The sequence below is a fragment of the Pseudidiomarina sp. CB1 genome (assembly GCF_024752025.1).
Taxonomy (GTDB): domain Bacteria; phylum Pseudomonadota; class Gammaproteobacteria; order Enterobacterales; family Alteromonadaceae; genus Pseudidiomarina.
In genome coordinates, this window is sequence record NZ_JANTPU010000001.1 from 1 (window position 1) to 25,849 (window position 25,849).

Annotated in this window: 21 protein-coding genes; 9 read left to right on the forward strand and 12 right to left on the reverse strand. The window is 49.0% G+C overall.

Annotation, left to right across the window (positions count from 1 at the left end):
- Positions 1 to 90: 90 nt before the first annotated feature.
- The 3 genes from murB to NV375_RS00015 are packed head-to-tail and all read left to right on the forward strand — an operon-like array spanning position 91 to position 2,793.
- Complete coding sequence (murB, locus tag NV375_RS00005; protein ID WP_258807928.1) at positions 91 to 1,086, forward strand: UDP-N-acetylmuramate dehydrogenase; 996 nt, start codon at positions 91 to 93, stop codon at positions 1,084 to 1,086.
- Positions 1,083 to 2,072 (forward strand): bifunctional biotin--[acetyl-CoA-carboxylase] ligase/biotin operon repressor BirA, encoded by a 990-nt coding sequence (gene birA / locus NV375_RS00010; protein ID WP_258806430.1) that lies wholly within the window; start codon positions 1,083 to 1,085, stop codon positions 2,070 to 2,072. The genes murB and birA overlap by 4 nt, the downstream gene beginning before the upstream one ends.
- Positions 2,059 to 2,793 (forward strand): type III pantothenate kinase, encoded by a 735-nt coding sequence (locus tag NV375_RS00015; protein ID WP_258806431.1) that lies wholly within the window; start codon positions 2,059 to 2,061, stop codon positions 2,791 to 2,793. The genes birA and NV375_RS00015 overlap by 14 nt, the downstream gene beginning before the upstream one ends.
- Before the next feature lie 57 nt (positions 2,794 to 2,850).
- Here NV375_RS00015 and nspC read toward each other — a convergent pair whose 3' ends face one another.
- The 4 genes from nspC to NV375_RS00035 form a co-directional block, all read right to left on the reverse strand.
- Positions 2,851 to 3,990, reverse strand: a complete 1,140-nt coding sequence (gene nspC, locus NV375_RS00020; RefSeq protein WP_258806432.1) for a carboxynorspermidine decarboxylase — start codon at positions 3,988 to 3,990, stop codon at positions 2,851 to 2,853.
- 4 nt (positions 3,991 to 3,994) lie between these two features.
- Positions 3,995 to 5,194, reverse strand: coding sequence for a saccharopine dehydrogenase family protein (locus tag NV375_RS00025; RefSeq protein WP_258806433.1), 1,200 nt, complete (start codon positions 5,192 to 5,194; stop codon positions 3,995 to 3,997).
- Between the two features lie 91 nt (positions 5,195 to 5,285).
- Positions 5,286 to 7,214 (reverse strand): GNAT family N-acetyltransferase, encoded by a 1,929-nt coding sequence (locus NV375_RS00030; protein WP_258806434.1) that lies wholly within the window; start codon positions 7,212 to 7,214, stop codon positions 5,286 to 5,288.
- Positions 7,215 to 7,232: 18 nt separating this feature from the next.
- Positions 7,233 to 8,651 (reverse strand): sodium-dependent transporter, encoded by a 1,419-nt coding sequence (locus NV375_RS00035; protein WP_258806435.1) that lies wholly within the window; start codon positions 8,649 to 8,651, stop codon positions 7,233 to 7,235.
- A 146-nt stretch (positions 8,652 to 8,797) separates the two neighbouring features.
- On the opposite strand from NV375_RS00035, the gene alkB reads away from it, so the two are divergent.
- The gene (alkB, locus tag NV375_RS00040) at positions 8,798 to 9,445 is read left to right on the forward strand and encodes a DNA oxidative demethylase AlkB (protein ID WP_258806436.1); all 648 of its coding nucleotides are present in this window, start codon (positions 8,798 to 8,800) and stop codon (positions 9,443 to 9,445) included.
- 1 nt (position 9,446) lies between these two features.
- Here the strand turns inward: alkB and trxA are convergent, their stop codons facing one another.
- The 3 genes from trxA to NV375_RS00055 all read right to left on the reverse strand — a co-directional run bounded on the left by trxA (position 9,447) and on the right by NV375_RS00055 (position 13,192).
- Positions 9,447 to 10,295 (reverse strand): thioredoxin, encoded by an 849-nt coding sequence (gene trxA / locus NV375_RS00045; protein ID WP_258806437.1) that lies wholly within the window; start codon positions 10,293 to 10,295, stop codon positions 9,447 to 9,449.
- Between the two features lie 81 nt (positions 10,296 to 10,376).
- Positions 10,377 to 11,738 carry an aldehyde dehydrogenase family protein gene (locus tag NV375_RS00050; RefSeq protein WP_258806438.1) on the reverse strand — a complete coding sequence of 454 codons (1,362 nt, stop codon included), beginning with the start codon at positions 11,736 to 11,738 and terminating at the stop codon, positions 10,377 to 10,379.
- Complete coding sequence (locus NV375_RS00055; protein ID WP_309491673.1) at positions 11,735 to 13,192, reverse strand: NAD-dependent succinate-semialdehyde dehydrogenase; 1,458 nt, start codon at positions 13,190 to 13,192, stop codon at positions 11,735 to 11,737. Before NV375_RS00055 ends, NV375_RS00050 begins: the two co-directional genes overlap by 4 nt.
- 264 nt (positions 13,193 to 13,456) lie before the next feature.
- On the opposite strand from NV375_RS00055, the gene NV375_RS00060 reads away from it, so the two are divergent.
- A complete protein-coding gene (locus NV375_RS00060; protein WP_258806439.1) occupies positions 13,457 to 15,250 on the forward strand; it encodes a DEAD/DEAH box helicase in 1,794 nt (597 codons plus the stop codon).
- A 57-nt stretch (positions 15,251 to 15,307) separates the two neighbouring features.
- On the opposite strand, the gene NV375_RS00065 is transcribed toward NV375_RS00060, so the two are convergent.
- Positions 15,308 to 16,900, reverse strand: coding sequence for a cryptochrome/photolyase family protein (locus NV375_RS00065; RefSeq protein ID WP_258806440.1), 1,593 nt, complete (start codon positions 16,898 to 16,900; stop codon positions 15,308 to 15,310).
- Positions 16,901 to 17,074: 174 nt separating this feature from the next.
- Here NV375_RS00065 and NV375_RS00070 point away from each other — a divergent pair, with 174 nt between their 5' ends.
- Entirely contained in the window at positions 17,075 to 17,815 is a 741-nt protein-coding gene (locus NV375_RS00070) for a glycosyltransferase (protein WP_258806441.1), read from the forward strand.
- Positions 17,816 to 17,820: 5 nt separating this feature from the next.
- Positions 17,821 to 19,842, forward strand: a complete 2,022-nt coding sequence (waaA, locus tag NV375_RS00075; RefSeq protein ID WP_258806442.1) for a lipid IV(A) 3-deoxy-D-manno-octulosonic acid transferase — start codon at positions 17,821 to 17,823, stop codon at positions 19,840 to 19,842.
- 18 nt (positions 19,843 to 19,860) lie between these two features.
- On the opposite strand, the gene NV375_RS00080 is transcribed toward waaA, so the two are convergent.
- From NV375_RS00080 to mutY, 4 genes are all read right to left on the reverse strand, one after another.
- Positions 19,861 to 21,114 (reverse strand): glutamate-5-semialdehyde dehydrogenase, encoded by a 1,254-nt coding sequence (locus NV375_RS00080; RefSeq protein ID WP_258806443.1) that lies wholly within the window; start codon positions 21,112 to 21,114, stop codon positions 19,861 to 19,863.
- Positions 21,111 to 22,223 carry a glutamate 5-kinase gene (gene proB / locus NV375_RS00085; RefSeq protein ID WP_258806444.1) on the reverse strand — a complete coding sequence of 371 codons (1,113 nt, stop codon included), beginning with the start codon at positions 22,221 to 22,223 and terminating at the stop codon, positions 21,111 to 21,113. The genes NV375_RS00080 and proB overlap by 4 nt, the downstream gene beginning before the upstream one ends.
- A 189-nt stretch (positions 22,224 to 22,412) precedes the next feature.
- Positions 22,413 to 22,685 (reverse strand): oxidative damage protection protein, encoded by a 273-nt coding sequence (locus tag NV375_RS00090; protein ID WP_126769458.1) that lies wholly within the window; start codon positions 22,683 to 22,685, stop codon positions 22,413 to 22,415.
- A gap of 42 nt (positions 22,686 to 22,727) precedes the next feature.
- Positions 22,728 to 23,771, reverse strand: a complete 1,044-nt coding sequence (gene mutY, locus NV375_RS00095; RefSeq protein WP_258806445.1) for an A/G-specific adenine glycosylase — start codon at positions 23,769 to 23,771, stop codon at positions 22,728 to 22,730.
- Positions 23,772 to 23,942: 171 nt separating this feature from the next.
- Here mutY and NV375_RS00100 point away from each other — a divergent pair, with 171 nt between their 5' ends.
- Together NV375_RS00100 and trmB are read left to right on the forward strand one after the other, a co-directional pair.
- Positions 23,943 to 25,004, forward strand: coding sequence for an OmpA family protein (locus NV375_RS00100; RefSeq protein ID WP_258806447.1), 1,062 nt, complete (start codon positions 23,943 to 23,945; stop codon positions 25,002 to 25,004).
- Between the two features lie 94 nt (positions 25,005 to 25,098).
- Positions 25,099 to 25,848, forward strand: a complete 750-nt coding sequence (gene trmB, locus NV375_RS00105; RefSeq protein ID WP_258806448.1) for a tRNA (guanosine(46)-N7)-methyltransferase TrmB — start codon at positions 25,099 to 25,101, stop codon at positions 25,846 to 25,848.
- The last annotated feature ends 1 nt before the right edge of the window (position 25,849 follow it).

Sequence of the window (25,849 nt, forward strand, 5' to 3'; positions counted from 1 at the left end):
GGATAACGGCGCTATTCGCTCTTCGCTGTTCGCTTTTCGTTTTTCTAACTCGCCTTTCGTTCGGGCGTAGTTTAAAATGCATGCATGACAATGCATCAAAACTCTATTTCACTGAAATCCCTACATACTTTTCAACTTCCTTATTCAGCCTCTGAAGTTATTACAATTCAAAAGGCCGAGGAATTGGAAGAAATCAAAGGGAATTATCTCGTGCTCGGGGAAGGTAGTAATACTATTTTTACCTGCGATTTTGCGCGACCTGTCCTACGCATTGCGCTGCAGCATATAAACGTAACTGAAACCGAGGATAGTTTCCGCCTACGTATCGGTGCGGGGGTAAACTGGCATCACCTAGTCACCTATACACTTAAGCACAATATGCCAGGCCTAGAGAACCTAGCATTGATACCCGGAAGCGTGGGTGCAGCACCAGTACAAAATATCGGTGCGTACGGCGTCGAAGTCGGTGAGTTCATCGAGAATGTTACAGCTTGGGATAGAATAAAGCGTACGTGGCGTGTTTTCGATAAGGAGGCATGTGCGTTTGCTTATCGTGATAGCATCTTCAAGCGTAAACCTGACCAGTTCGTGATTACCGAAGTGTCTTTAAGCTTACCTAAGGAATGGCAAGCTCGATTGAGTTATGGAGCGCTTGCACACGTTGGTAAAGATGCGAGTGCTAATGACATTATGGCGGCGGTCATCGCCGTAAGAAACAGTAAACTTCCTAATCCCCGCGAAATTCCCAATGCCGGTAGCTTCTTTAAAAATCCAGAAGTTACTCTTAAAAAGTTTGAAAGCATCCAACAACGCCACCCTGATGTCGCGCACTATAAGTTAGTGAATGGCAACATCAAGCTAGCAGCTGGTTGGCTGATTGATCAATTAGGCTTAAAAGGCTTTCAATGTGGTGGTGCAGCAGTACATCGTCAGCAGGCGCTGGTGTTGATCAATTGCGAAGATGCAGACGGCGATGATGTCCTGACTCTTGCGCGACATGTCCAGCAGAAAGTCGCAGCAGAGTTTCAAGTAAGCCTAGAGCCCGAGGTAAGGCTGATGAATGAACAAGGACTTATCGAGTTATGAGTAAACGTAACGAACGAATGATCAGAGTGATAGAGCTGTTGGCTGACGGTGAGTTTCACTCGGGTGAGCATATCGGTAAGGAAATTGGCGTATCGCGTACCGCAATAAGTCAATACATCAAGGATATACAGGCTCTAGGTTTAGATGTGTTTCGTATAACCGGCAAAGGCTATAAACTTTCTCAAGCAATCGAGTTGCTAGACTTGGCCCATATCGAATCCTTATTGAATCGAGAAGCTAAAGGCTCAGTAGCGTTAGAGCGTATCGTTACATCCACCAATGATGTTATGCGTGACCGCCTACAGAACGGTTATACTTTTAAGGCTGGTGAAGTCTTATTAGCGGAGGCGCAAACTGCAGGTAGAGGTCGGCGAGGTAAGCAATGGTACTCACCCTTCGCGACTAATCTTTACTTATCAATGTATTGGCCACTAGGGCGTGGTATGAGTGCTGCGATGGGGCTCAGCATTGTCGTTGGTACACTCCTAGCAGAAGCGATTAAAAATGCTGGGGTTACTGATGTCGCACTGAAGTGGCCAAATGACGTTCTTGTTAATGGTAAAAAGCTGGCGGGCGTTCTTATTGATCTCGAAGGACAGGTTATTGACGATGCCCATGCGATCATTGGTGTTGGTGTTAATCTGTCGATGCCGGAATGGTTAGCCACCCCGATTGATCAAGCATGGACAGATTTGCAGTCTGAACTTACGACGAAGCTCAATCGCAATGAATGGGTTGCCGATCTTATTACTCGTATACGCAGCGGGTTGGCGACGTTCGATGAGCAAGGTCTTGAGCCTTTCATCAAGCGCTGGCTTGACTACGATGATTTGTTCGAGCGCAATGTCACGTTAACGATGGGCTCGAAAAGCCTTCATGGTATTGCTAAAGGCATCGCTAGTGACGGAGCCTTATGTGTTGAGATTGATGGTACTGTAAAACATTTTCATGCTGGCGAGGTGAGTCTGCGTTATGACACCAATTAAACTTTTAATCGATGCCGGCAATACGCGGGTAAAAACCGCCTTAATGGATGCCGATGGTCATATTGAACCTTGGTTTAATTTGCCTTACGAGGATATCGTCGCGCAGCAACTCCCCACAACTGTGAACGTTTGTTGGCTGTCTTTGGTCGGTGGCCCGCAGCAACACAAACTACTTGAGAAGTGGTTAGGTCACAAGCTTGCAGTGCATCAAGTAGAATCTGAAGCGCAGGCGTTTGGCGTGAGGAATGCTTACGCCGAACCAAAGACCTTGGGTATTGATAGATGGCTTGCAATGCTTGGTGCTTATAATGAACAGCCCAAAGCAACGGTCATTATCGACGCTGGTACCGCAATAACCGTTGACTGGGTAACTGCCGATGGCAGACATTTGGGGGGCTGGATCGCCCCTGGTGTCGATCTGATGCAAACAGCGGTGACGAGCCGTGCACCGCGGGTGTTTACTCGACAAGAGCAAATGTGGGGACGGGTCAATCAACTGGGTACAAGTACCCCTGATGGTTTGCTGGATGGATGCGTCAACATGTTCGCTGGAATAGTGCGGCAAGCTATTTACGTCAGTGAAGTTGAGCTTGATTGGTTCGACTTTCGATTGCTCTTTAGCGGTGGTTCAACGCCACTCTTACCGATCGAGCTTAAACGGCGTGGCGAGCATCGCAGTGAACTGGTTTTGCAGGGCTTAGCCCTCTACGCCAACACATAAAAAAAAGGCGCCATTAATATAATGGCGCCTTTCCTTTCTATAGCTATTTCAAAATGCTTACGATAAGCGATTACGGAAGTCTTCATAAGTAAATGAGCGAACGAGATCGAAGCGACCATCACGTCTTAAGATACCAATTGAAGGATGCTCAACGCCATTGAAGAACGTCGTTTTCACCATAGTGTAATGCATCATATCTTCAAAAATAATGCGCGAACCGGGTTGTAACGGTTCGGCAAAACTATAAAGACCTATGACGTCGCCCGCCAAGCAAGAGTTACCGCCGAGCTTGTACGTGTGCGCTAGCACTCCTGGTTCCTTCGCATCGGTAATGGTTGGCCGATAGGGCATCTCCAACACGTCAGGCATATGCGCAGTCGCTGAGATATCCAGAATCGCAATTGGACCATCATTCTCGACGATATCCACCACCTCAGCGACCAATGGGCCGGTTTGCCACGCAACCGCCGAGCCTGGTTCCAGAATGACGTGCAGGTCATAAGTTTCACGTAAACGCTTGAGCTGTGCAATTAAATGCTCAACATCATAGCCCTCACGCGTCATTAAATGACCGCCACCAAGGTTAAGCCATTTCATTTGCTTAAGCAGTTGCCCAAACTTGCTTTCAACCGCTTGCAGTGTGCGTTCTAAGGCATAGGAGTCACATTCGCAAAGGTTGTGAACGTGCAGGCCCTCGATACCCGTTAAATCAGCATCTGCAAGGTCAGCGGCACGAATACCTAGACGCGAACCGGGCGCGCTTGGGTCATATAACTCAGTCTCAGCTTCTTGATGTTCTGGATTGACCCGAAGGCCGGCCGAAACTCCTGCCGCAGCTACTTGCTCACGGTAACGTCGCCATTGCCCTAAGCTATTAAAAGAAATGTGATTTACAAGTGGTAATAGCTCATCAATTTCTTTTGCCTTGTAGCCTGGGGCATAGGCGTGTACTTCGCGGCCGAATTCAAAGGCTGCTAATTTGGCTTCCCAAACAGAGCTGGCAGTACAACCTTGAAGATATTCTCGCACTAATGGAAAGGTACTCCACATCGAGAACCCTTTTAAGGCAAGAATAATTTCAGCGCCACTTTCTTGCTGGACACGCTGCATTAGTTTTAAGTTGCGCTCCAGCAAAGCCTCGTCACATACGTAACAAGGCGACGGGATTGCGTCTGTTAAATAGCGGTTTTGAGTCATGAGTTTACTGCTTAAACGGGGTGTCGCATTCGACCACCTGCCAAGGGAGACCGTACTTGTTCAAACGTTCCATGAACTCATCTGGATCGAATTGTTCCATATTCCAAACACCGGCTTTCATCCAGTGCCCTTGCAACATCATCGATGCACCAATCATAGCTGGTACGCCAGTGGTGTAGCTAACCGCCTGTGCGCCAACTTCGGCATTACATACCGCGTGATCGCAGTTGTTATAAATGAAAATGGTCTTTTCTTTGCCATCTTTCAAACCGGTTACATAGGTACCGATACAGGTCATGCCGGTATAGCCTTCGGCAAGCGAACCTGGGTTTGGTAATACCGCTTTTAAGAACTCCAGTGGAACAATCTTCTGTCCTTGAAATTCAACAGGTTCAATTGAGGTCATACCTACGTTCTCAAGTACGCGCAAATGGGTCAGGTACTGTTCCCCAAACGTCATCCAGAACCGCGCACGTTTTAGTGTTGGGAAGTGCTTGACCAACGATTCCAACTCTTCGTGAAAGAGCAAGTAAGAAGCGCGGACACCTACATTAGGGTAGTCTAGGTCTTCACGAACACTGATAGGATCAGTCTCGTGCCACTCACCGTTTTCCCAGAATTTACCGCGTTGAGTAATCTCACGAATATTGATCTCTGGGTTGAAGTTTGTTGCAAAGGCCTGACCGTGGTCACCGCCATTACAATCGACAATATCTAAGTAATGAATTTCGTCGAAGTAGTGCTTAGCCGCGTAGGCGGTAAAGACGTTGGTTACGCCAGGGTCAAAACCGGCACCTAATAGTGCCATGATACCTTTTTCTTTAAACCGCTCGTGGTAAGCCCATTGCCATGAGTACTCGAACTTCGCTTCTTCTTTCGGTTCGTAGTTAGCAGTATCAAGATAGTGCACGCCCGTTTCTAAACAAGCGTTCATGATAGGCAAGTCTTGGTAAGGCAAGGCAACGTTGATAACCAGTGCAGGTTCAACTTTACGAATCAACGCAGCAACTTCAGTTGCTTGATCGGCATCGACTTGATAAACCCCAACAACGCGATCTTTGCCTGCTTCTTCTTGCAACTTTTCGCACTTAGAAATCGTGCGACTCGCAAGATGAATTTCTGAAAAATACTCCGGCAACATAGCGCATTTTTTTACCACAACACCGGCAACTCCGCCGGCACCAATAATTAAGACTCGTGACATGAAATGACCCTTTTTCCGATCTATAAACGGGTGACATAAAGGCTGAAAGATAGCATATTTTCACGGAAACAGCATCCGTAATGAGGAGCATTCAGAGGAATTTGTTCTGGTCGATAGAGCGTAGAAACCGTGCAGCCTCATGCCGTAACTGCCGTTCGAGATCGGCACGGCTTGTTGCAGAGCTATTACGCACCAATTCTGCAGTGCTTTGCTGCGGCTGGAGAACGTCACGTGCAATAGTTCTAGAGTCCCCTAAAAGGTGAGCTAGCAACCACCACGCAAAGCGGGCATCGGAAAATGGCAAGGCGCCGCCACAGAATCCTTGCAGTATAACAAGGCAATGCTGAGCTAATGACGGTGTAACAAGGTGCGCGAACTCTGTTGTGCTGCCCTTTGTCCAAGCATTCTCAAGCCGTTGAAGGGTTGCCAGTCCATCAATAATTGCACGTGCTTCAGGTTCTAATCCAAACGCCCATAACGCACTTACCGTTCCACTTGCTGCGTTCTTTTTCAAACCGCGGCGGACTTCCTGCAACGGTGTGTCCGACCAAAAACATTCGACCTCTGGTGTTACGCCAAAGCTGGTACCAATCGCAGTAACATTGTGTTGTCGAGCATGTTTGATGGTCGCACTGAGCATTTTCGCGCCAATACGCTGACGCCTGTGCTGCGGTGCAACGGCTATTCGAACGATGCGCCACCAAGCCCAACCAAGGCTCTGTGCTTGCTGTCGGTAAAAGCCAAGAGCTTGCGGGAGGAGCTGTCCCTTGATGCGACGTTCACCGCGCATAATAGGTGTATGCAAGTCGTTTGCGATGGGGCCCTCAGTGGCAAGCCAGGTCACACCAAGAATTGCTTGGTCGCAACAGGCAATAAGCAAATGTTGATCGGGGTCATCAAGGAGCAACCGCAAATCATTAGGGCTGCTTTGATAATGAGCTTCTAATAGCAGCGCCATGACTTGTGCTAAAGCGCTCTCGTCGAGTTGACTGGCGTGGCAAAACTGCAACCGTACGGTCTCGGACAGCGGCTGACTACGTTGGTGAGCGTCGCTCGAAACCATTAATAAAGCTCTGTTCAACCAAGTTTCACAGCAGTCGTCATTCGCCCAGCGTAACGGCTCAGTAAGTTGGTGTTGGATGACCTGAAAGTGTTGTGTCAGCCACTCAAGAAAACGCAAAACAAAACCTTGGCCACAGCCTTCATAACCCTCTACGGTCGTTGCGACGGCCCACACTTGATAGTTATTACAGAGCGCTTGCAGGCAATGGAGTGGAATCGCCGCGGCTTCATCAATAACCAGAGCTTGTCCGTGGCTCGACGCGTCGCCAAGCAGGCGGTCCCAAGCACGAAACTCAGCATTTGCGCCAGCTTCTTGTAACAAAGTGGTGAGCGCCGATGGGCGGGGACCAGTGACGACAATAGGCGTGGTTAATTTTGCTTGCCGAATAGCAAGGCCGAGCGTAGTGCTTTTGCCGCGCCCTCGATCGGCCATCAAAACATGGGTGTGTGTCGGGTGCTCCAGTAGCTTATTAATAATGGCTTGTTGGGCCTGACTTGGCCGGCTTGATGCCGGGCTAGCTGGCGGCAAACTCGGCGCAGTGGTGTTGAGTAAAGCTAAAAAATCTTGCCACGTTGGACAATGAAATAAACCAGTAATCTGCTTGGCGTGCGTTAATAAGCGTTGTTGAAAGCATGATGAATGCGGCGGTAGAACCAGCCACAAACAACCACCTCCGCGAACAGTGCCGGCCAGTGCGGCAAGGGCATCTGCGTGAATCAACTGTTGAAAGTCCAACACCACATGCTGGGTGTTTTGTCCCAAGTAGTCACGATAACGGTGCATCTGCGCTACCTGACGAGAGCTATCGGAAAGCCACAAAGTGTGACTTGGTAATTGGGTCAGTTGGTCGAGAACGAGATCACGCTCATGCTGATGCACTGGGCTGAAAATGAAGACAGCGCGTTGCCGCGCTGCCTTGAAGGGTTCTAACCAGTGTTCGAGCTGTTGTTCGAACATAAATTGTCCAGCGGCACCTTAAAGGAACGAAGTACCGAAGAACTTCGTCGCCACGGTGTTGGCAAAGATGACAGCTAAAATTACCGGAATGAAGGTACCAATCGAGAAGTCGACATACTTATGTAACCATGACGTCTGATAGTTCGGGTTGCCTTCACTCAGTTCAGCGGCAAAATTCTTGCGCTTCCAACGAAAACGAACAAATAAGCAGATAAGCAAGCCGTTAAGCGGCAGGATAGTGTCGTAGAAAACGTCAACAATAACGTCAAATAATGACTTATCAACGCCAGCATAATGGGCAACGTTGCTTACCCAAGGTAATAAACCGAACGAAGTTGCGGCAAGTAGAGTTAGTAAGGTGATGGCAAATCCCATCGCCAACAGCGCCTTCTTTCGTGAGACATTGTGACGTTCCATAAATGATGAGGTCGGAACTTCAATAATGGACACCAACGATGTGATTGCGGCAACAAAAGCTAGCAAAAAGAAAATGGACGCCGCTACCGATGCAAAACCGTAGCCCACAATGTCAGACAGCTGCATAAAAATTTGTGGGAAGAACGAGAAAATCATCGAGACGGAGGAATCGCTCAGACTTTCCGGATTGGTGTCAGGATAGATGGCAAAAATAGCCGGTAGCGTCATTAGGCCCGCGGTGAATGCTACGGCGGTATCGGTAATTGCCACCAACTTACCCGAGGTTACGATATCGTCGCTACGACGGAAATAAGAGCCGTAAGTGATGAGGATCCCCATACCTAGCGACAGCGAGAAGAACGCTTGCGCTAAAGCGCCATTAATCACACTGCCATCGATCTTGCTAAAATCAGGCACTAAATAAAACTCAACGCCTGCCATTGCATTATCGAGTGTCAGCACGAAAATAACTAACAGTACGAGCATGAGGAACAGGGTTGGCATTAGGATTTTCGATGCCCGTTCGATGCCTTTGCGAACTCCACCTACTAAAATGAAATTGATAATCACGGTAACTGCAACGAGGTAGCCGACAAAGGAGTAATCGTTTACAAACTTACCAAAATAATCGGGCTGCGCGATAATATCCAAGTTGCCAGAGAGCGTTTGGAACAGGTAGCCAAAGATCCACACTGTGATGACCATATAAAACACCGCAATCATAAACGGCGTAATAGTGGCTAGCCAGCCGGCAATTCGCCAGCGTTTGGTATCTTGTCCTAACTCTGCGTAGGCTTTGTATGGGCTGTGCTGGGCGCGGCGACCTAAGCCCATTTCGGCTAACATCACTGGTAGGCAGATGAAAGCAACAAACAGTGCGTAAATGATCAAGAATGCGCCACCACCATTTTTGGTTGCAGCTACAGGGAAACCAACGAGGTTTCCGATACCCACTGCAGAACCTGCAGCGGCAAGTATGAAGCCAATTTTCGAGCTAAAGTGCTCGCGAGAAGTACTCATAGAGGAGACCTTTTGTTTATAGTTATTATGCGCGATGAAGGGCTCTCAATAGCATGTAGTATGCTCGCATAGCGCCCTTGAAAGTTATTCGCTCAATCCTAGCGTATGCCGTAAACTGCGGCAAGCACTCAACACGTAACAAAATTATGCAACACGACCTTTTTTCGCAAGATAGCCACCAATCACTTTTACAGCTAAGTACGCAAGCCTTTGTGTTAAAAGGCTTTGCGCGAGAACGGGATGCCGCTTTGTGGCAGGCTGTGCAAGAGGTCGTAGCAGTCGCCCCTTGGCGACAGTTGCTAACGCCGGGCGGGCGGCGGATGTCGGTACAGACGACGAACTGTGGTCGTTGGGGCTGGCTAAGTGATGCCAAAGGGTACCGTTATGAACAGCTAGATCCGCTACGCAAAGCACCTTGGCCCGCAATGCCTGAAGCTTTTTCGGAACTTGCTCGAGTCGCGGCTAAAGCGGCAGATTTTGCGAATTTTGAACCTGATGCTTGTCTGATTAATTGCTATCAACCAGGTACGCGTATAGGGTTGCATCAAGATCGCGACGAAGACGTTCTGGAAGCACCAATCGTGTCGGTTTCGCTCGGTTTAAGCGCGCAGTTCCTTTGGGGCGGAGAGGCAAGAAGCGACCGACCGCAGCGCATCGTTTTAAACCATGGTGATGTGGTGGTCTGGGGCGGCGTCGATCGGCTGAATTATCATGGCATAGCGACTATTATGTCCGGCAGTCATCCGCTGCTCGGCGAGCAGCGGATTAACCTAACTTTTCGTCGGGCTAAATAATTTAGTACATCATGCTATAGAGTTTGCGCCGATAATGTGCGGCAAGAGGATCGCCTTTCGGTAAGCCATTCAGCATGTCCAAGGTCTGTTTTTTCGCTGAACCGAAATTAAAGTCTTTCACTAACACACCAAAGGCGAGCTCGAGTGCTTCTTCCATTCGTTGCGCATCGTAGAGCTTAGTCGCTAACTCCAGTTGCAATTCGAGGTTGTCGGGTTGTGCGCTTGCTTGCTCTTGCAAGGCGCGCAGCTCTGGGCTATCAGCCGCTTGCTTAGCGAGTTCAAGCTTGCTGACAACATGCTGGTAGTAACTGTCTTGATCGGCTAAACCGATAGCCGTTAAAAGTTCTTCGGTTTGCTCTAGGCGACCAACGCTACAAGCGGCGTCAGCGAGCGTAAGCTGCGCAGTTGTATCTTCCGGCTGCAAATCGTAAGCCTGTTTCGCAAGTGCGTAGGCCTCTTGGTAGCTCTCTTGTTGCAACAGTTCTTGTGCTTGCTGCACAAGGTCTGCACCGGGTCCTGGTACGTGCTGCTCGATACGTGCTCGGATTGCGCTTTCCGGTTCGACACCGGCAAAGCCATCGACGGGTTGGCCGTCTTTAAAAAAAGCGACGGTCGGCAGACTACGAATGCCAAACTGAGCTGCGAGCTGTTGCTGATCTTCGCAGTCTATTTTTGCCAACGTCACGCGATCGCTAAATTCGTTGGCCAGTTTTTCTAAAATCGGCATGAGCTGCTTACAGGGCTCACACCAGTCCGCCCAGAAATCAACGATGACAAGCTTCTGCTTAGAGCCTTCTAGGATGACTTGCTGGAAATTTTCAATCGTGACGTTAATGCTTTGATTTGCCACAGCTATTCCTTCTCAACGACAAATGAATGTTGATTAAATGGGGGCAGTCAGCGGTTTTTCAACTACTTTCCAGCCCTCGTCTCAACTCAACCAACGTAACAGTTTTTGCTTGAACGAAGTGTAGGGTGGATAACGGAACTTCGGATCAAACCAGAACGGGCGTTGCATGACAGCTTTCTGATGGCTGAACGTATCAAAGCCAAACTTGCCGTGATAACGGCCCATACCACTTGGGCCAACGCCGCCAAAGGGTAACTCTGGATTCAGCATAAACATTAGTGTGTCGTTGTTACACTGGTTGCCGGCGTGCGTTTGTTCGGTGAGTTGTTGGAGCGATCGCGTTGAGGCACTAAAACCATACAGAGCAAGCGGTTTATCGCGCTCGCGAATAAATTCGATTGCACTGGCGAGGTTTGGAATGCTCAGTATCGGCAGAATTGGACCAAAAATTTCTTCCGCCATGACAGGGCTGTCAGGCGCCACGTCGGTCAGTATGGTCGGCGCTAAAAAGCAATGTTCACGGTCATAGTCGCCGCCGTGAACGATGGTGCCGTCGTCGAGGTAATTGACGAGACGTTGCCAGTGTTGTTCGTTGACGATGCGGCCGTAGTCATCGGCGTCACTTGGATCGCTGCCGTAAAAGTCTTCGACAGCCTCTTTCAAAGCGGCAATCAAAGCTTCTCGCTGGGTTTCGGCCACCAGCACATAATCAGGTGCAATACAGGTTTGTCCGGCATTCAACCATTTGCCCCAGGCAATTCGGCGCGCGGCAGTTTTGATGTCAGCATCGTCTAAGACCACGGCGGGACTTTTACCACCGAGCTCAAGCGTGACAGGGGTCAGGTGTTTCGCTGCGGCTTCCATGACGATGCGACCGACACGACCACCACCGGTATACATAATATGGTCAAAGCGTTGCGCAAGCAGCTCTTGTGCAACCTCAGCGCCACCAGTTACCACTTGTACCGCTTCATTAGCGAGGTAATCAGGTAACAATTTAGCAATGAGTTCAGCGGTTCGTGGAGCAAGTTCCGAGGGCTTAACTACGGCGCAGTTGCCCGCTGCCAGGGCCGCTACGAGTGGGCTCAACAACAGCTGTAATGGATAGTTCCAGGCGCCAATAATGAGCACCACGCCTAATGGCTCGGGGTGCAGGAAACTCTTGCCCGGCCAAGCCATGAGTGGCTGTGAAACACGTTTGCCCCGCATCCACTTGGCCAAGTGTTTGCAGGTATAATCGATATCACTATTGAGATAACCCAGTTCCGTAAGCCAACCTTCGGCTTTGCTTTTTCCCAAGTCATGCTCAAGCACCTTAAGAAAGTCATTTTCATGATCGGTCAGCATCAGTTTGAGCTGTTTTAATTGCTCAAGGCGCCAAGTCAGCGGGCGCGTTAGCCCGCTGATTGAGCTATGGCGGAGACGTTCCATCATGTCGTTCATGCGAAGCCACCGAGCGTTAGGGTTTTGGTTTCTTGGTACTCGGCGAGGCCGTAACGCGACCCTTCGCGCCCGATACCGGACTCCTTTACGCCGCCAAAGGCATTGTAGGCATGGGATATGGCACCAGCATTAATGCCGAGCATGCCGCATTCAAGAGCGGCGCTGACACGTTCAATGCGACGATAGTCCTGCGCACAAAAGTAACCTGCGAGTCCAAACGGCGTGTCGTTGGCTTTGCGTATACCTTCTTCTTCGTCGGCAAAACTTTGCACCGCAACCACTGGCCCAAATATCTCTTCTTGCGTGATGTCCATGGTTGAGCTCACGTTGGTCAGTAACGTTGGTGCGTAGAACAGTTCGCCTACATCTTGCAGTACTTCACCACCGAGTAAGCATTCGGCGCCTTGATCGCGCGCATCGTTCACGAGACGCTCGACCTTCTCGATCGCGGCTTGGTTAATTAAAGGACCGTAGTCAACATCATCTGCACTACCGGCAGCGACTTTCAGGTTTTGCATTGCCGTTTTAAGCTTATTCACAAAATCATCAAGCACGCTTTCTTGCACCAATACTCGATTAGCGCTAATACACGTCTGGCCGGCGTTACGGAACTTACAAATCATCAGTTGCTCGACGGCATGTTCAATGTCGGCATCATCAAAAACGATAAAAGGCGCATTGCCACCGAGTTCAAACGAGACTTTTTTCACATTCGTCGCACATTGTTGCATAAGCTGCTTACCAACTTCGGTTGAACCAGTAAAGCTAAACTTACGAATCAATGGATGTTCGGTAAGCACCTTGCCAACACCTTTGGAATCGGTACTTGGCACAATATTGAGCACGCCGTCAGGAATACCGACTTCGCTGGCAAGCTGCGCAATAGCAAGTGCGGAAAGCGGCGTGAGTTGTGGTGGCTTGACGACCATCGTGCAGCCTGCGGCGAGGGCAGGTGCAACTTTCCGCGTAATCATCGCATTCGGGAAGTTCCAAGGCGTGATGGCACTACAGACGCCGACGCCTTGCTTCACAATCGAAACTCGCTTATCGGTGCTTTGGAGCGGCAGCACATCACCGTAACTACGCTCGGCTTCACCAGCAAACCACTTCACAAAGCTGGCGCCATACTCGATTTCGCCCGCCGCCTCAGCGATGGGTTTACCTTGCTCCGCGCACATAAGTTCGGCAAGTGCTTGTTTATTTGCTTGCATCGCCTCAAACCACTTTAACAGCAGATCGGCGCGTTCATGGGCTGGTCGTGAACGCCATGCGGGTAACGCGCGGTGTGCGGCCTCTACTGCTCGTTCGGCTAGTGCTGCGTCGGCATCGGCAACTTCAGCAAGTGTTTCACCGGTGGCTGGATTCGTAACCGTGAAGCGCTGATCCACTGGAACCCAGTGCCCATCGATGAACGCATTGGTTTTGGTTAACGAACGCATGCTATGGGATGACATAGTATTCCCCCTGCTGTTTCACTAAATGATTGTTTTAAGAGTATGTTGCTTATACGCAGGAGTTGCAATGATAGTTTACCTTGTACTTTTGTTATGTTTAGCGTATAGTGCGCGCTCCTCAGGGTCATTACCGCTAATGATGGGAGCGGCTCAACCCCTGATTCGCTGGGGTTCAGCGCCTATATCCTGCCAGAGTGTTCATCGTGTTCTGTAGCCGGGCGTACATTCCCCCTTTATGCTTTACAGAAATGATGTGAGAAAACTATGTCAGAAGTTATTGCGGACCAGTCGTTTGCCGACTTGGGTCTACCTAGTCCTGTGCTTAATCAATTAAACAGCATGGGCTTTACTGCTCCTACCCCTATTCAATTACAAGCCATTCCAGCCATGCTGGAAGGTAAGAACGTGCTTGGTGAAGCACAAACTGGTACCGGTAAAACCGCCGCTTTCGGTTTGCCTGGCCTTTCGTTGCTTGACGCGAACACTCGTGAAACGCAAATGTTGGTGGTTGCACCAACGCGTGAGCTTGCTATTCAGGTTGCCGAAGCACTGTCGGAGTTTGGCCAAAAGATGCGTGGTCTAGAAGTCGCTACCGTTTATGGTGGTGCTGCATTTGGCCCGCAAATTAAAGCCTTAAGAACTGGAGCACAAATCATTGTGGGTACTCCAGGGCGCTTGCTCGATATGCTGAATAAAGGTGTGTTGAAACTTTCTGCACTGCGCATGGCAGTGCTCGATGAAGCCGATGAAATGCTCAACATGGGCTTCATCGAGGACATCGAAACCATTATGGGCGCGGTACCGAATACTGCGCAACGTGCATTGTTCTCAGCGACCATGCCAAATGCGATTCGCAAATTGGCAAAAACGTTCTTGGTGAATCAAGCCGGTGAACAGCCAGTAAACATTAAAATTGCTGCGATAACGCAGAATAAAGCCAATATTCGTCAGCGCGCATGGCAAGTCCGTGGCTTGACCAAAATGACCGCCTTAACACGGTTACTAGAAACCATGGAGTACCAGCGGGTACTGATTTTCGTGCGTACGCGTAACGACACTATGGAGCTCACCGAGTTACTGCAAAAATCTGGCTTTAAAGCATCGCCTTTGAGTGGTGACTTAAACCAAAGTCAGCGTGAACAGACGGTGAGTCAATTACGCAGTGGTCACATCGAAATTTTGGTAGCAACCGACGTTGTCGCGCGTGGTCTCGACGTACCAGAGATCACCCACGTCATTAATTATGATTTACCAGGTGACAACGAGTCTTATGTACACCGTATTGGTCGTACCGGCCGTGCTGGTCGCAGTGGCGAAGCGATTTTGTTCTTCCGCCCACGCGAGAAGCACTTGCTGCGTCAATATGAGCGTTTAACCAACAGCTCGATTGAGTTCTTTGAAGTGCCTAATGCCGCTGAATTAAGTAAGCATCGCCAAAATTCTTTGCAAGAGAAGTTGGTCGCACAAGTCGCGAAAGGTGGCTTGGATGAAATGACTGCGATCATCGAAAAGATGCAAGAAGAAACCGGCCTAAGCGCTACTGAAATTGCCGTTGCATTATTATCGCAACAACAGCAACAGCGTCCACTTATCGTCGCTGCGGATCCTGCTCCGAAAAAGTTCGCTGAACGTCCTGAGCGTGCAGATCGCGGTGACCGTAAGCGTAATGATAAGCGTGTTGGTGGCCGTGACCGCCGTGATGCGAATGTCGAATTCGATACCTATCGCATTCAAGTTGGCCGTGAGCATGGTGCGCGTCCACAAGATATCGTTGGCGCTATCGCCAACGAAGGTGATATCGATAGTAAATATATCGGTCAAATCCAGCTATTTGATAGCCACAGTTTGGTCGAGTTGCCGAAGGGTATGCCTACTGGTGTACTGCGTATTCTGCAACGGGCACGTGTGCGTCAACAGCAAATGGGAATGGAACTCTCTGACAACGCCATTGCTGCACGTCCACGTAAGCCTCGCGGCGAGCGTCCAGCGCCAAAAGGCTTCGCTGGTGGTAAAGAGCGTCAAGCACGTGGTGAACGCCGTGGCCGTCGTTTCCAGTAAGCGTTACAGCAAAAAATGAAAAGGGAGCTGCGGCTCCCTTTTTTCATGCAAGCTCAATTAAAGCTTCGCCAGAAAAGCTTCGGCTTGTTTAACAATCTGTTCCTTATCGCTCTGCTCACGCTTCTCCCACTGCTTTAAAATCAACCCCATGCGGCCATTACCCTGTAATTGCTCAAAGTGCCGGTTGATGAACTGCCAATACAGCAAATTAAACGGGCAGGCACCTTCACCACTTTTTTGTTTCACGTCATAGTCACATTCAGCGCAGTAGTCAGACATTTTGTTGATATAACTACCGCTTGAGATATAAGGCTTCGTCGCCAAAATGCCGCCGTCTGCGTACTGACTCATACCACGAGTATTAGGTAACTCGACCCACTCAATTGCGTCGATATAGATGCCCAAATACCAAGCATCGACAGCGTCTGGGTCACAGCCAGCCAAGAGGGCGAAGTTACCGGTAATCATCAAGCGTTGAATATGATGAGCATAGGCGTAATCCAATGATTGACGTACGCTTTGCGCGAGACAGTTCATTTGGGTTTCAGCTGTCCAGTAGAAATCAGGGAGCTTACGTTGGTGGTTAAAGTGATTGCGGTTACCGTAGTTCGGCATAAATTGCCAATAAATGGCGCGCACAAACTCCCGCCAACCGATGATTTGTCGAACAAAGCCTTCAACTTGATTGAGAGAGATATTATCTGAGTTCTGCTGCCATGCTGAAATAGCGGCTTCGACCACCTGCTTCGGGCTTAGCATTTTGGTGTTCAAGGCGAATGAAAGACGCGAGTGGTAGAGGCTCCACTGGCCGGTAACCATTGCGTCTTGATAATCGCCAAAAGCCGGTAACAAATGCTCTATAAAGTCAGTCAATAGCTCTTTCGCCTCGCGTCGAGTCAGCGGCCAAATAAATCGTTCTGCTTCGATTTCGCCAATGGTATCCACGCCTGCATTACAAATAAGCTCATGAATCTCTCGAACATCGTGTGCAAAAGTAAGAGGAGCGGGGAAATCGTGACCCTTTTTGGGTGTTTTACGGTTCTCTTGGTCGTAGTTCCACTTGCCGCCCTGCGGTTTGTCGCCATCCATCAAATAACCGGTTTGCTCGCGCACGCGGCGGTAAAAATGTTCCATAACGTAGTTGTCTTGGTCGCCAAACCACTCCTGTAGGACACTACGTTGGGTGATGAAGTGTTCGCTGTCGCACCATTCGATTTGAACCTCGGTTGCCTGACTCCATTCTTGCAGTTGCTGATCTAATCGAAATTCATCGGGTTGTTGCAGTAGTACGTCTTGAGCATGGGTGTGCGTGCAAATCTGCTCCAGATTCTTTGTCAGTGACTGCTGATTATCGTCGCTATCGAGCGTCAGATAGAGCACTCGGTGTCCAGCCTCCGCAAGGGCGCTTGCAAACTTACGCATCGCGGCAAAAAAGCCCACCACTTTTTGCACGTGGTGCCGGCAATAATCCGTCTCTTGCCGCACTTCCATGAACACATAGAGTCGTTCTTTTGTAGATGTTTTGAACCAGCTGTGACTTGCGTTGAGCTGATCACCGAGAACGAGAGCGACAGACTTGATGGTTTGTTCAGGCAAGTCCTCAATTTTTCGTGTACAGGAATCAGATATATAGGCAGTTGACGTTGGCATGGTGGCAACCTAAAAAATGTGTATTACATTAATAACGTGGTTACGTTTTAAAAATATGAAAAGATCGCTATGCATAGCGACCTAACCCTCGGAAACTTACGGCTAAACATAGCCATAACAGGCTTTATTTGGCAGAATAGCGTTATATAAATCGACGTCTACAGGCAGAATAAAATGCAGCCAGTTAATGTAATATGTATCAAGTGGGGCCAAAAGTACGGCTCTGATTATGTCAACACGCTCTATTCGATGGTGAGTCGTCACCTTTCACGTCCGTTTCGGTTTGTCTGTTTCACCGATGATAACGACGGCATACGTGACGAAGTTGAAGTTAAACCTATCCCAGAAGTTGGCTTTAAAGATTTTGATGAACGTAAACCGTGGACCTTTGGTCACGGCTGGCTGAAACTGACTGTTTTTGCTCAGCCATTATATGATTTGGAAGGGCCAACACTATTCTTAGATCTCGACATCGTGATTGTCGGCAGTCTCGATGAATTCTTTGAACCCGAGGGTGACTTCTTGGTGATTAAAGAATGGGATAAATCCGATGCGACCGGTAACACTTCGGTATTCCGCTTTACTATTGGCGCTCATGTTGACGCGCTTGAGCATCTGAAAGACGACCCCGTTGGTGCCCGCAAGAATGTTCGCAACGAGCAGGAATACATTACCCAATATGTCGATCGCCAGAATAAGCTGAAATATTGGCCGGCGGAATGGTGCCGCAGCTTTAAACGTCACTGCTTACGTCCGTTCCCATTGAGTTTTTTCCAAGAGCCGCGTATTCCTGAGGGCGCAAAAGTGATTATTTTCCATGGCCGTCCGCACCCTGATGATGCGATCGCTGGACGCAGTGGCAAGTGGTACCGTAAGGTTCTGCCGACATCGTGGATTAAAGAGTACTGGCGTTAAGGCTTATGACAGCCGTTTATCGACTGCTCATTCGGCTGTTAATGCCGGCTGTTTTTGTTTACTTGTGGTGGCGGGGGCGTAAAGCCCCCGCTTACCGAGAGCGTTGGAATGAACGCTTAGCATTGCAATCTATACCTGCCCGTTATCGTCATGGTCTGCTTATTCATTGTGTTTCGGTTGGCGAAACGGTTGCTGCGCGGCAGCTTATCGAGACGTTGCTGAACGATTATCCGCAGGTACCGATAACGCTGTCTTCGATGACGCCAACGGCGGCTGAACTGGCGCATAAGCTATTTGGCGATCGAGTGCAGCATTTGTACTTACCCTTTGATACCCCAGGTGCTATGCGCCGATTTTTCACTAACTTAGCGCCTTGTGCCGTGCTGATTTTAGAGACTGAAGTATGGCCTTGCTTCGTGCGTGAAGCGCAACGTCGAAAGGTACCTGTGCTTTTACTAAACGCCCGAATGTCGGAAAAGTCATTTTCGTCGTATCACCGATTTGCGTGGTTGTTGGGACCTATTTGGCGTGAACTCAGTTGGGTAGCAGCACAAACTCAAGCAAGTCTTGAGCGTTTTGTAGCGTTGGGCGTGCCAGCGGAACGGTCTGCGCTGCGCGGTAATCTGAAGTTTGATAGTCATGTACCCATGGCAACACTCGCAGCGGCGACGGCAATGAAACAACGCTTGGAGCGTCCAATTTGGGTTGCCGCAAGCACTCACAAGGGCGAGGATGAGTTATTGCTTGCCGCGTTTAAGCAGATTCTTAGCGAATTACCCACAGCGCTGCTTATTTTAGTGCCGCGGCATCCCGAGCGGTTTGCCAGTGTCGGTGAACTCGTTGCACGAGAAGGATTCACTTACGTCGCTCGTAGTGCCGGAACCGACCCACAAGCGCAACACCAGGTTTTACTGGGCGATAGTATGGGCGAGCTCCTGTTGTGGTATGCACTGGCTGACGTTGCTTTTGTTGGTGGCAGTCTGATTACCCGTGGTGGGCATAACCCTTTAGAGCCGGTTGCAACACACACTCCAGTCGTATCAGGCCCACATGTATTTAACTTTAATGATATTTATCAACGGCTAACAAACGCTCGCGCAGTGCGTTTTGGGGAGACTACGGAGCAAATAGCCCGACATATTCTCGAGTTGTTGTGCGATGCACAATTGCGGCACCAGTTACAGTGTGCGGCACAGCGTGAGTTTGCCCAGGACCAAGGTGCAACAGCGGCAATGTTGGCCGATATCAAACAGCAGTTTTCACAGTTACCACAAGGAGCACCGCTGGCGATGCAGAACGTAGAGGTTTTACAACCGACCAAAGGCGAGACAATTTGGTACCGACAGGACCGTTTTAGCGAGTTTTCACCAGCATTTTTTAGTGCGGATTATTGGCGTCAACAAGGTCAAATCAAAGGTGCAGCGACCGGCCGCAGTACCGCTTGGTTTATCGCGAGCCAACCCACGGACATGCTGCTACGGCATTATTACCGCGGTGGTTTGGTCGGCAAATTGAATAAAGATCGCTTCAAACGTGAGCCGGTGGCTGTGAGTCGCGCGATGGCTGAATTTGAATTATTGCTGAAGTTATGTGAGCGGGGGCTGCCAGTACCGGAGCCTCTTGCAGCGCGCTATATTAAAGCATCTGGCTGGGGCTATAGAGCGGATATTTTAGTTGCTGTGATCCCCTCGGCAAAAGATGTCTTCAAAATGCTTGGTGAACGGCAATTAAGTGAGCAGGAATGGCATACGTTGGGACAAGCAATTCGCTTGCTACATGAGCACCGGGTTTATCACTCTGATTTGAACTGCCATAACTTAATGCTGGATGAGGCAGGTAAGGCTTGGATCGTTGACTTTGATAAGTGTGGTTTCCGTGAACCAGGGGACTGGGCACAAGCGAACTTAGCAAGATTACTGCGGAGCTTTACTAAAGAACTGGGTAAAGCAAAAGAGGCCAAGCAAGACTTCCATTGGCAGGAAGCACGTGATTGGCCTCTGTTACTTGCCGGTTACCAAGCAAATTAGACGAAATCGCGATGGACGTTAGTCGCGAATTTGCCCAGTACCGGTAACTACGAATTTTTCTGTGGTCAATGCTTGTAAGCCCATTGGGCCGTAGGCATGCAATTTACTGGTTGAGATACCGATTTCAGCACCTAAACCTAACTGACCGCCATCACTGAAGCGTGATGAAGCATTCCACATGGTTACTGCTGAATCAACTTCACGGATGAAGCGTTGTGCGGTTGCTTCGTTTTCCGTGGCAATAACTTCAGTATGGCCACTCCCGAAATCTTGAATGTGGGCAATCGCACCGTCAAAATCGGCAACAGTTCGTACGGCAAGCTCAAGCGCCAAGTACTCTTCACCAAAAGCATCGTCAGCAATAACATCAGCATCGGCAAAGTAGTGTGCAGAGGCTTTGTCACTGTGAATTTTGACACCTTTCTCCTGCAGGGCTTGCGCAGCCATAGGCAAGAATTTGTCGGCGATGTTGGCGTGGACCAGCAAGCCTTCGAGAGCGTTACAAACGCCGGTGCGCTGAGTCTTACCGTTCAGTAACAAGTTCAATGCTTTTTCTAGATCCGCATCTTTATCGACATACAAGTGGCAAACACCCTTGTAGTGCTGAATGACAGGGATCTTACTATTGTCGCTAACAAAGTGGATCAAACCTTCACCGCCACGTGGAATAACCAAGTCGATGTACTGATCTTGCTGCAGTAGCTCAAGCATTAGCTCGCGGTCAGGGGTCGGGACCACGGTAATTACATCTTCAGGTAGACCACTTTCGCGCAGGGCTTCATGCAAGGCAGCAGCAATCGCTTTACTACTTTCAATGGCTTCACGGCCACAGCGCAAGATAACTGCATTACCTGACTTGAAGCACAATGCACCTGCATCTGCGGTTACATTTGGTCGTGCTTCGTAAATCATACAGATAACACCTAATGGAATTCGCATTTTTTCAACTTCAATGCCATTAGGGCGGGTAGTGAACGGCATTCGCTCACCGACTGGGTCTTTGAGCTCGATGATTTCTTCAATTGCGGTCGCCATTCCTTCGATGCGTTCAGGGTTGAGCTGCAATCGATCCAGCATGGAATCCGACAGTTGCTTTTCGCGGCCAGCGGCCATGTCTTTTTCATTTACCGCAAGGATTTCATCTTGATGTTTGCGAATGGTATCTGCCATTTTTTGTAAAACAGCATTTTTTTGCTCTTCGCTCAGTGTTGCCACTGCCCGTGCCGCTACTGCCGCACGTTTTGAAATTTCAGTTGCTACGGAGTTACTCATACATCCTCCAATATCATTAAATCGTTACTTTCGATGACTTCAGTGATCGGGCTGTAACCATATTGTTCCGCAATATGGCTTACTTCTTGGCCTTTAATGTGCAGAAGCTCGTGGGAGCTATATTGGCAAATCCCTTTGGCAACAGCCTCTGCATTTTCACCATTACGAATCACAACCGCGTCGCCACGGTTAAAGTCACCTTGTACGTCAACAATGCCTGTAGTGGTTAACGCTTCTCCGGCGAGCAAACTGTCCACCGTCGCACTATCGACCACAATTTCACCTTGTGATACGAGCGTATGGCGCAACCAGTGTTTCTTATTGCTCATTGGATCTTGTTGACGTTTAAAGAGCGTTCCAGGGTTTTCACCTTGCAGCATCAGCTCAAACGTCTCACCTTTACGGCCATTGACGATATAGGTATCGATACCGTGTGAGGTCGCTTTTTCAGCTGCCTCAATCTTGGTACGCATCCCACCGGTGGCGATTTTGTTCGTGGTACCGCCTGCAAGTGCGAAAATTTCCTCGGTGATTTCATCGACCACGGGAATTTTTTTCGCGTCTGGTTTAACCCTTGGGTCAGCATCAAATAACCCGTCAATGTCCGAACAAATGAACAAGGCGTCTGCATCGACGAGGGTGGCAACCATTGCTGCAAGATTATCGTTATCGCCGACTTTCATTTCGTCGGTTGCTAGGGCATCGTTTTCATTCACAATAGGTAATACATCGTGTTCTAACAATGTATGCAAGGTGTTCCGAATACTCACATATCTAGCGCGGTCACGTAAGTCACCATGAGTCATCAGCACCTGAGCGCACGGGAAGTCAAAAAAACGTGACCAATTGGCCATCATGTCATTTTGTCCGACCGCCGCCATAGCTTTCTTTACGGTGACTGGGATGGTATCGCTATCATAAGCGATATGTTTGCGTCCGGCCGCAGCGCTGCCGGAAGAAACTAAGACTACTTCTTGCCCACGTTCGTGGCACTCGATAATGAAGCGGGCAATCGCTAGTAAGTATTTAGTGCTCGTTCCTGTGTCGTCTGGCGCAATCAAAGCGCTGCCTACTTTTACCACGGCGCGCTGCCAGGAAGGCATTTTCATAGTGGCTCCCTCTTGAAAAATTCGTTCGTAGTCTAACAGAATTGCAGGGGTTTCTCTAGGTTCGACCCATAAGTCGTGCCTATGTTGATCATAGCTTAGTCAAATTTGGGAAATAGTGCTTAAAAATCATGCAAAGTTGTAGTGGCGGCGAATAGAAAAAAGCCCCTGTGATAGGGGCTTGGTAAGTCTTTATGCGCTAGGTGGGGTATACCCTTCGATTTTTACGTCTTTACCTTCAAAAAGAAAAGCTTTCATCTGTTCTTCAAGGAATTCTCGAGATTTCGGGTCCATAAGATTAAGACGATTCTCGTTAATCAACATGGTTTGCTTCTTTTGCCATTCGGCCCAAGCTTCTTTCGAGATATTCTCAAAAATCTTTTGCCCTAATTCACCCGGGTAGAGTTGGAAATCTAAGCCTTCTGCTTCTTTCTTTAGGTACTGGCAATATACGGTGCGACTCATGGTTACCTCAACGTCTTCAATGTATAAGCAAAATTTTACGCTCTATTGCTTGGTGTTACAAACTTCATCCCAATCGATCGTAGTAAGTAACTTGCGGATTGGGGCGGGCAGGCCGTAGTCAGCAAGATCGCTGTAAGGCACTTGCATTAAGTTGTCGGTAGTTGCCGTGGGCGCAACTAACCACACTTTTCCGACTAACTTATAATGACTAAAAGTGTGATTGAATTCGTACCCTAACTCAGCATCTGGTGCTTGAGATACTTCAGGTAGGCACCACAGTGATGGCCATATGCCGCTGGCGGGACGTTGTTCGAGAAAAACGCCGAAGTGATTAATCGCCAACAAGAAATGCCCAGTTTTGCTAGGGATTGCTTTCTTTTGCTTGCGTTTAGGATAGTCCTCAACGCAAGCATTCGCATAAGTACGGCATCGACTTTGCAGTGGACAGGCGTGACAAAGCGGTTGTTTTGGCTTGCAAATTGTCGCACCGAGATCAAGTAACCCTTGGGCAAAACGTCGATTCTGCGATGTCGGCGTGTAGTGTTCGGCGAGTTCCCAAAAATAACGGTCATTGGCACTATGATTAACGGCATAAGGCAGCATAAACAAACGCGCGAACAATCGTTTGACGTTGCCATCGACAATTGCCGCTGGCGCGTTAAAAGCAAAGGAGCGAATGGCGCCTACGGTGTACGGACCTATGCCCGGTATTTCGCGCAGCTCAACGGCTTGCTCTGGTATCTGCGCCGCATAGTCGGCAACGATGGTCTTGGCCGCAGCGTGTAAATTCCGCGCTCGTCTGTAGTAGCCAAGCCCCTGCCAATGCGCCATAACCTCTTGTTCTTCGGCGGCAGCCAGCGTGGTCACATCGGGGAAACGCTGCAGCCACCGTTCGAAGTACGGAATGACAGTGGTGACCTGAGTTTGCTGCAACATGAGCTCACTCACTAGCACATGGTACGGATCGTTGTGTTGCTGCCAAGGAAGATCATTGCGACCATGTTGCTGCTGCCAAGTTACAACAGTTTCTGCAAATGCTTTTGCCGATAAAACCTTTTCGGCTGCCGTTGTCAATAAATCAACCACTTAAGATTCCCTACGCAGCGTTGTTGGAATTGCCATTAAAGCCTCAAATAAGTTCTCGTAAAACTTTGGTAAAACCCGAAGAAATCGCTAAAATATAAGCAAAATCTACATATTTCGTATATAGTAAAGGGAAATTCGAATCTATTCATTGGGAAATTAAAGGAGCATCTCGTGAATCGTTTAGCCGCAGTTTCATTAGCAGTTTTAGCAGGTCTCTCGTACACTGGAACCGTCCATGCGCAGTCTAGCAATGAAGGCGAGTGGTACGTAGGTCCTCGTATTGGTCCAATGGGCACAGACTCAGATCGTCTAGCCCTTGAAGATGGCCAATTGGTCAAGTTCAAAGGTGGGTTCGATACAGCCTTTTATGGTTTAGAAGCTGGTTTCAAGTTTACCCCAGAGTGGGGAACTCGAGTCTACTTAGATTATATCCGAGGTGATGTCGAAGTTGGTGGTAGTTCAACCGGTCATGTATACGGGGCTGACTTGATTTACAGTTTCACCGAAAGTGTATACGGTACTATTGGTTTGAACGAGACTGATTTAGGTGAATTCTCAGATACCTTTTTACGCGTTGGAGCAGGGTATCGTGAGCAGTTAAACCGCAATTGGGATGTTTTCGTTGAAGGTGCTGTCCAACAAAGTGAGGGTGACCTTACTGAGTTTATGTTGATGACGGGTCTGCGCTACTACTTCGGCCGTTCAGCGGCGCCAGCGCCTGCTCCAGTTGCACCACAACCGCAACAAGCGGCTCCAGCTGATTCAGATGGAGATGGTGTGTTGGATGCCGATGATTTGTGTCCAAACACTCAGCCTACCTTCAAAGTGGATAACACTGGTTGCGTGGTATACGCAGATGAGACGATTACCCATGAGTTGATGATCAACTTTGCGTTCGACTCAGCTGTTATCCCAGCGGAAGCTCAGAGTGAAGTACGCGAAACTGCGGACTTCTTGAATGAGTATCCAGCAGTAAAAATTCTGATCGAAGGACATACCGATAGCGTGGGTACTGTTGAGTACAACCAAGGCTTATCTGAGCGTCGAGCGAAGTCAGTTGGCGATAGCTTGATCAACGATTATGGTATCGAGCAAGATCGCGTTGACACCGTTGGTTACAGCGAAAATCGTCCGCTTGTGCCAAATAACTCGAAAGAGAATCGCGCGAAGAACCGTCGCATTGAAGCGAAAATGTCAATCACCAAAGAAAAACCGGTGACAAAAGGCAACTAAGCTTTAATTGGTAAAGAAAAGGCGCGCTAAGCTTTGCTTAGTAGCGCCTTTTTTGTCTTTAGATGAAGTCTGTAAATTGAGTAATAGAATCCTCATGTCCGAAAGCAATACGCCACCAGAAACACAGAAGAACCTTGAAGAAGCGCAAGAAAAAGGGCGCTATATTCGTCAAATTCGCAGTTTTGTTAAACGCGAAGGACGCCTAACGAAAGGGCAAGCTGCTGCACTTGAGCGCAGTTGGCCGAGTATGGGCTTAGAGCACGCCAATGGACCCATCGACTTGACCAAGGTATTTGGTCGCTCTGCCGATACGATCGTTGAAATTGGCTTTGGCATGGGGCATTCGTTGGTCGCAATGGCTGCTGCTGCACCCGACAAGAACTTTATTGGTATTGAGGTGCACCGTCCAGGCGTCGGTGCCTGCTTGATGGAAGCTGAGCAGCAGAGCGTAACTAATTTGCGTGTTTATGAACATGACGCTGTTGAGGTTTTTCGCGATTGTATCGCAGACGAAAGTTTGGCTGGCGTGCAAGTCTTTTTTCCAGATCCTTGGCATAAAAAGCGTCATCATAAGCGTCGTTTAATCCAGCCGGAGTTCGTCGAGAAATTACGGGCTAAGCTTCGTATTGGAGGCGTGCTGCACCTTGCGACAGACTGGGAAAACTACGCTGAACATATGCTGGAAGTTATGCAAGCAGCAGAGCAAGAGGGTAAGTGGGAAAATCTATCAGCAAGCAATGATTTCATTCCTCGCCCAGAAGAGCGTCCGCTAACCAAATTTGAGAAGCGTGGTGAACGATTAGGGCACGGCGTTTGGGATTTAAAATTCCGTCGTCGAACCTAAG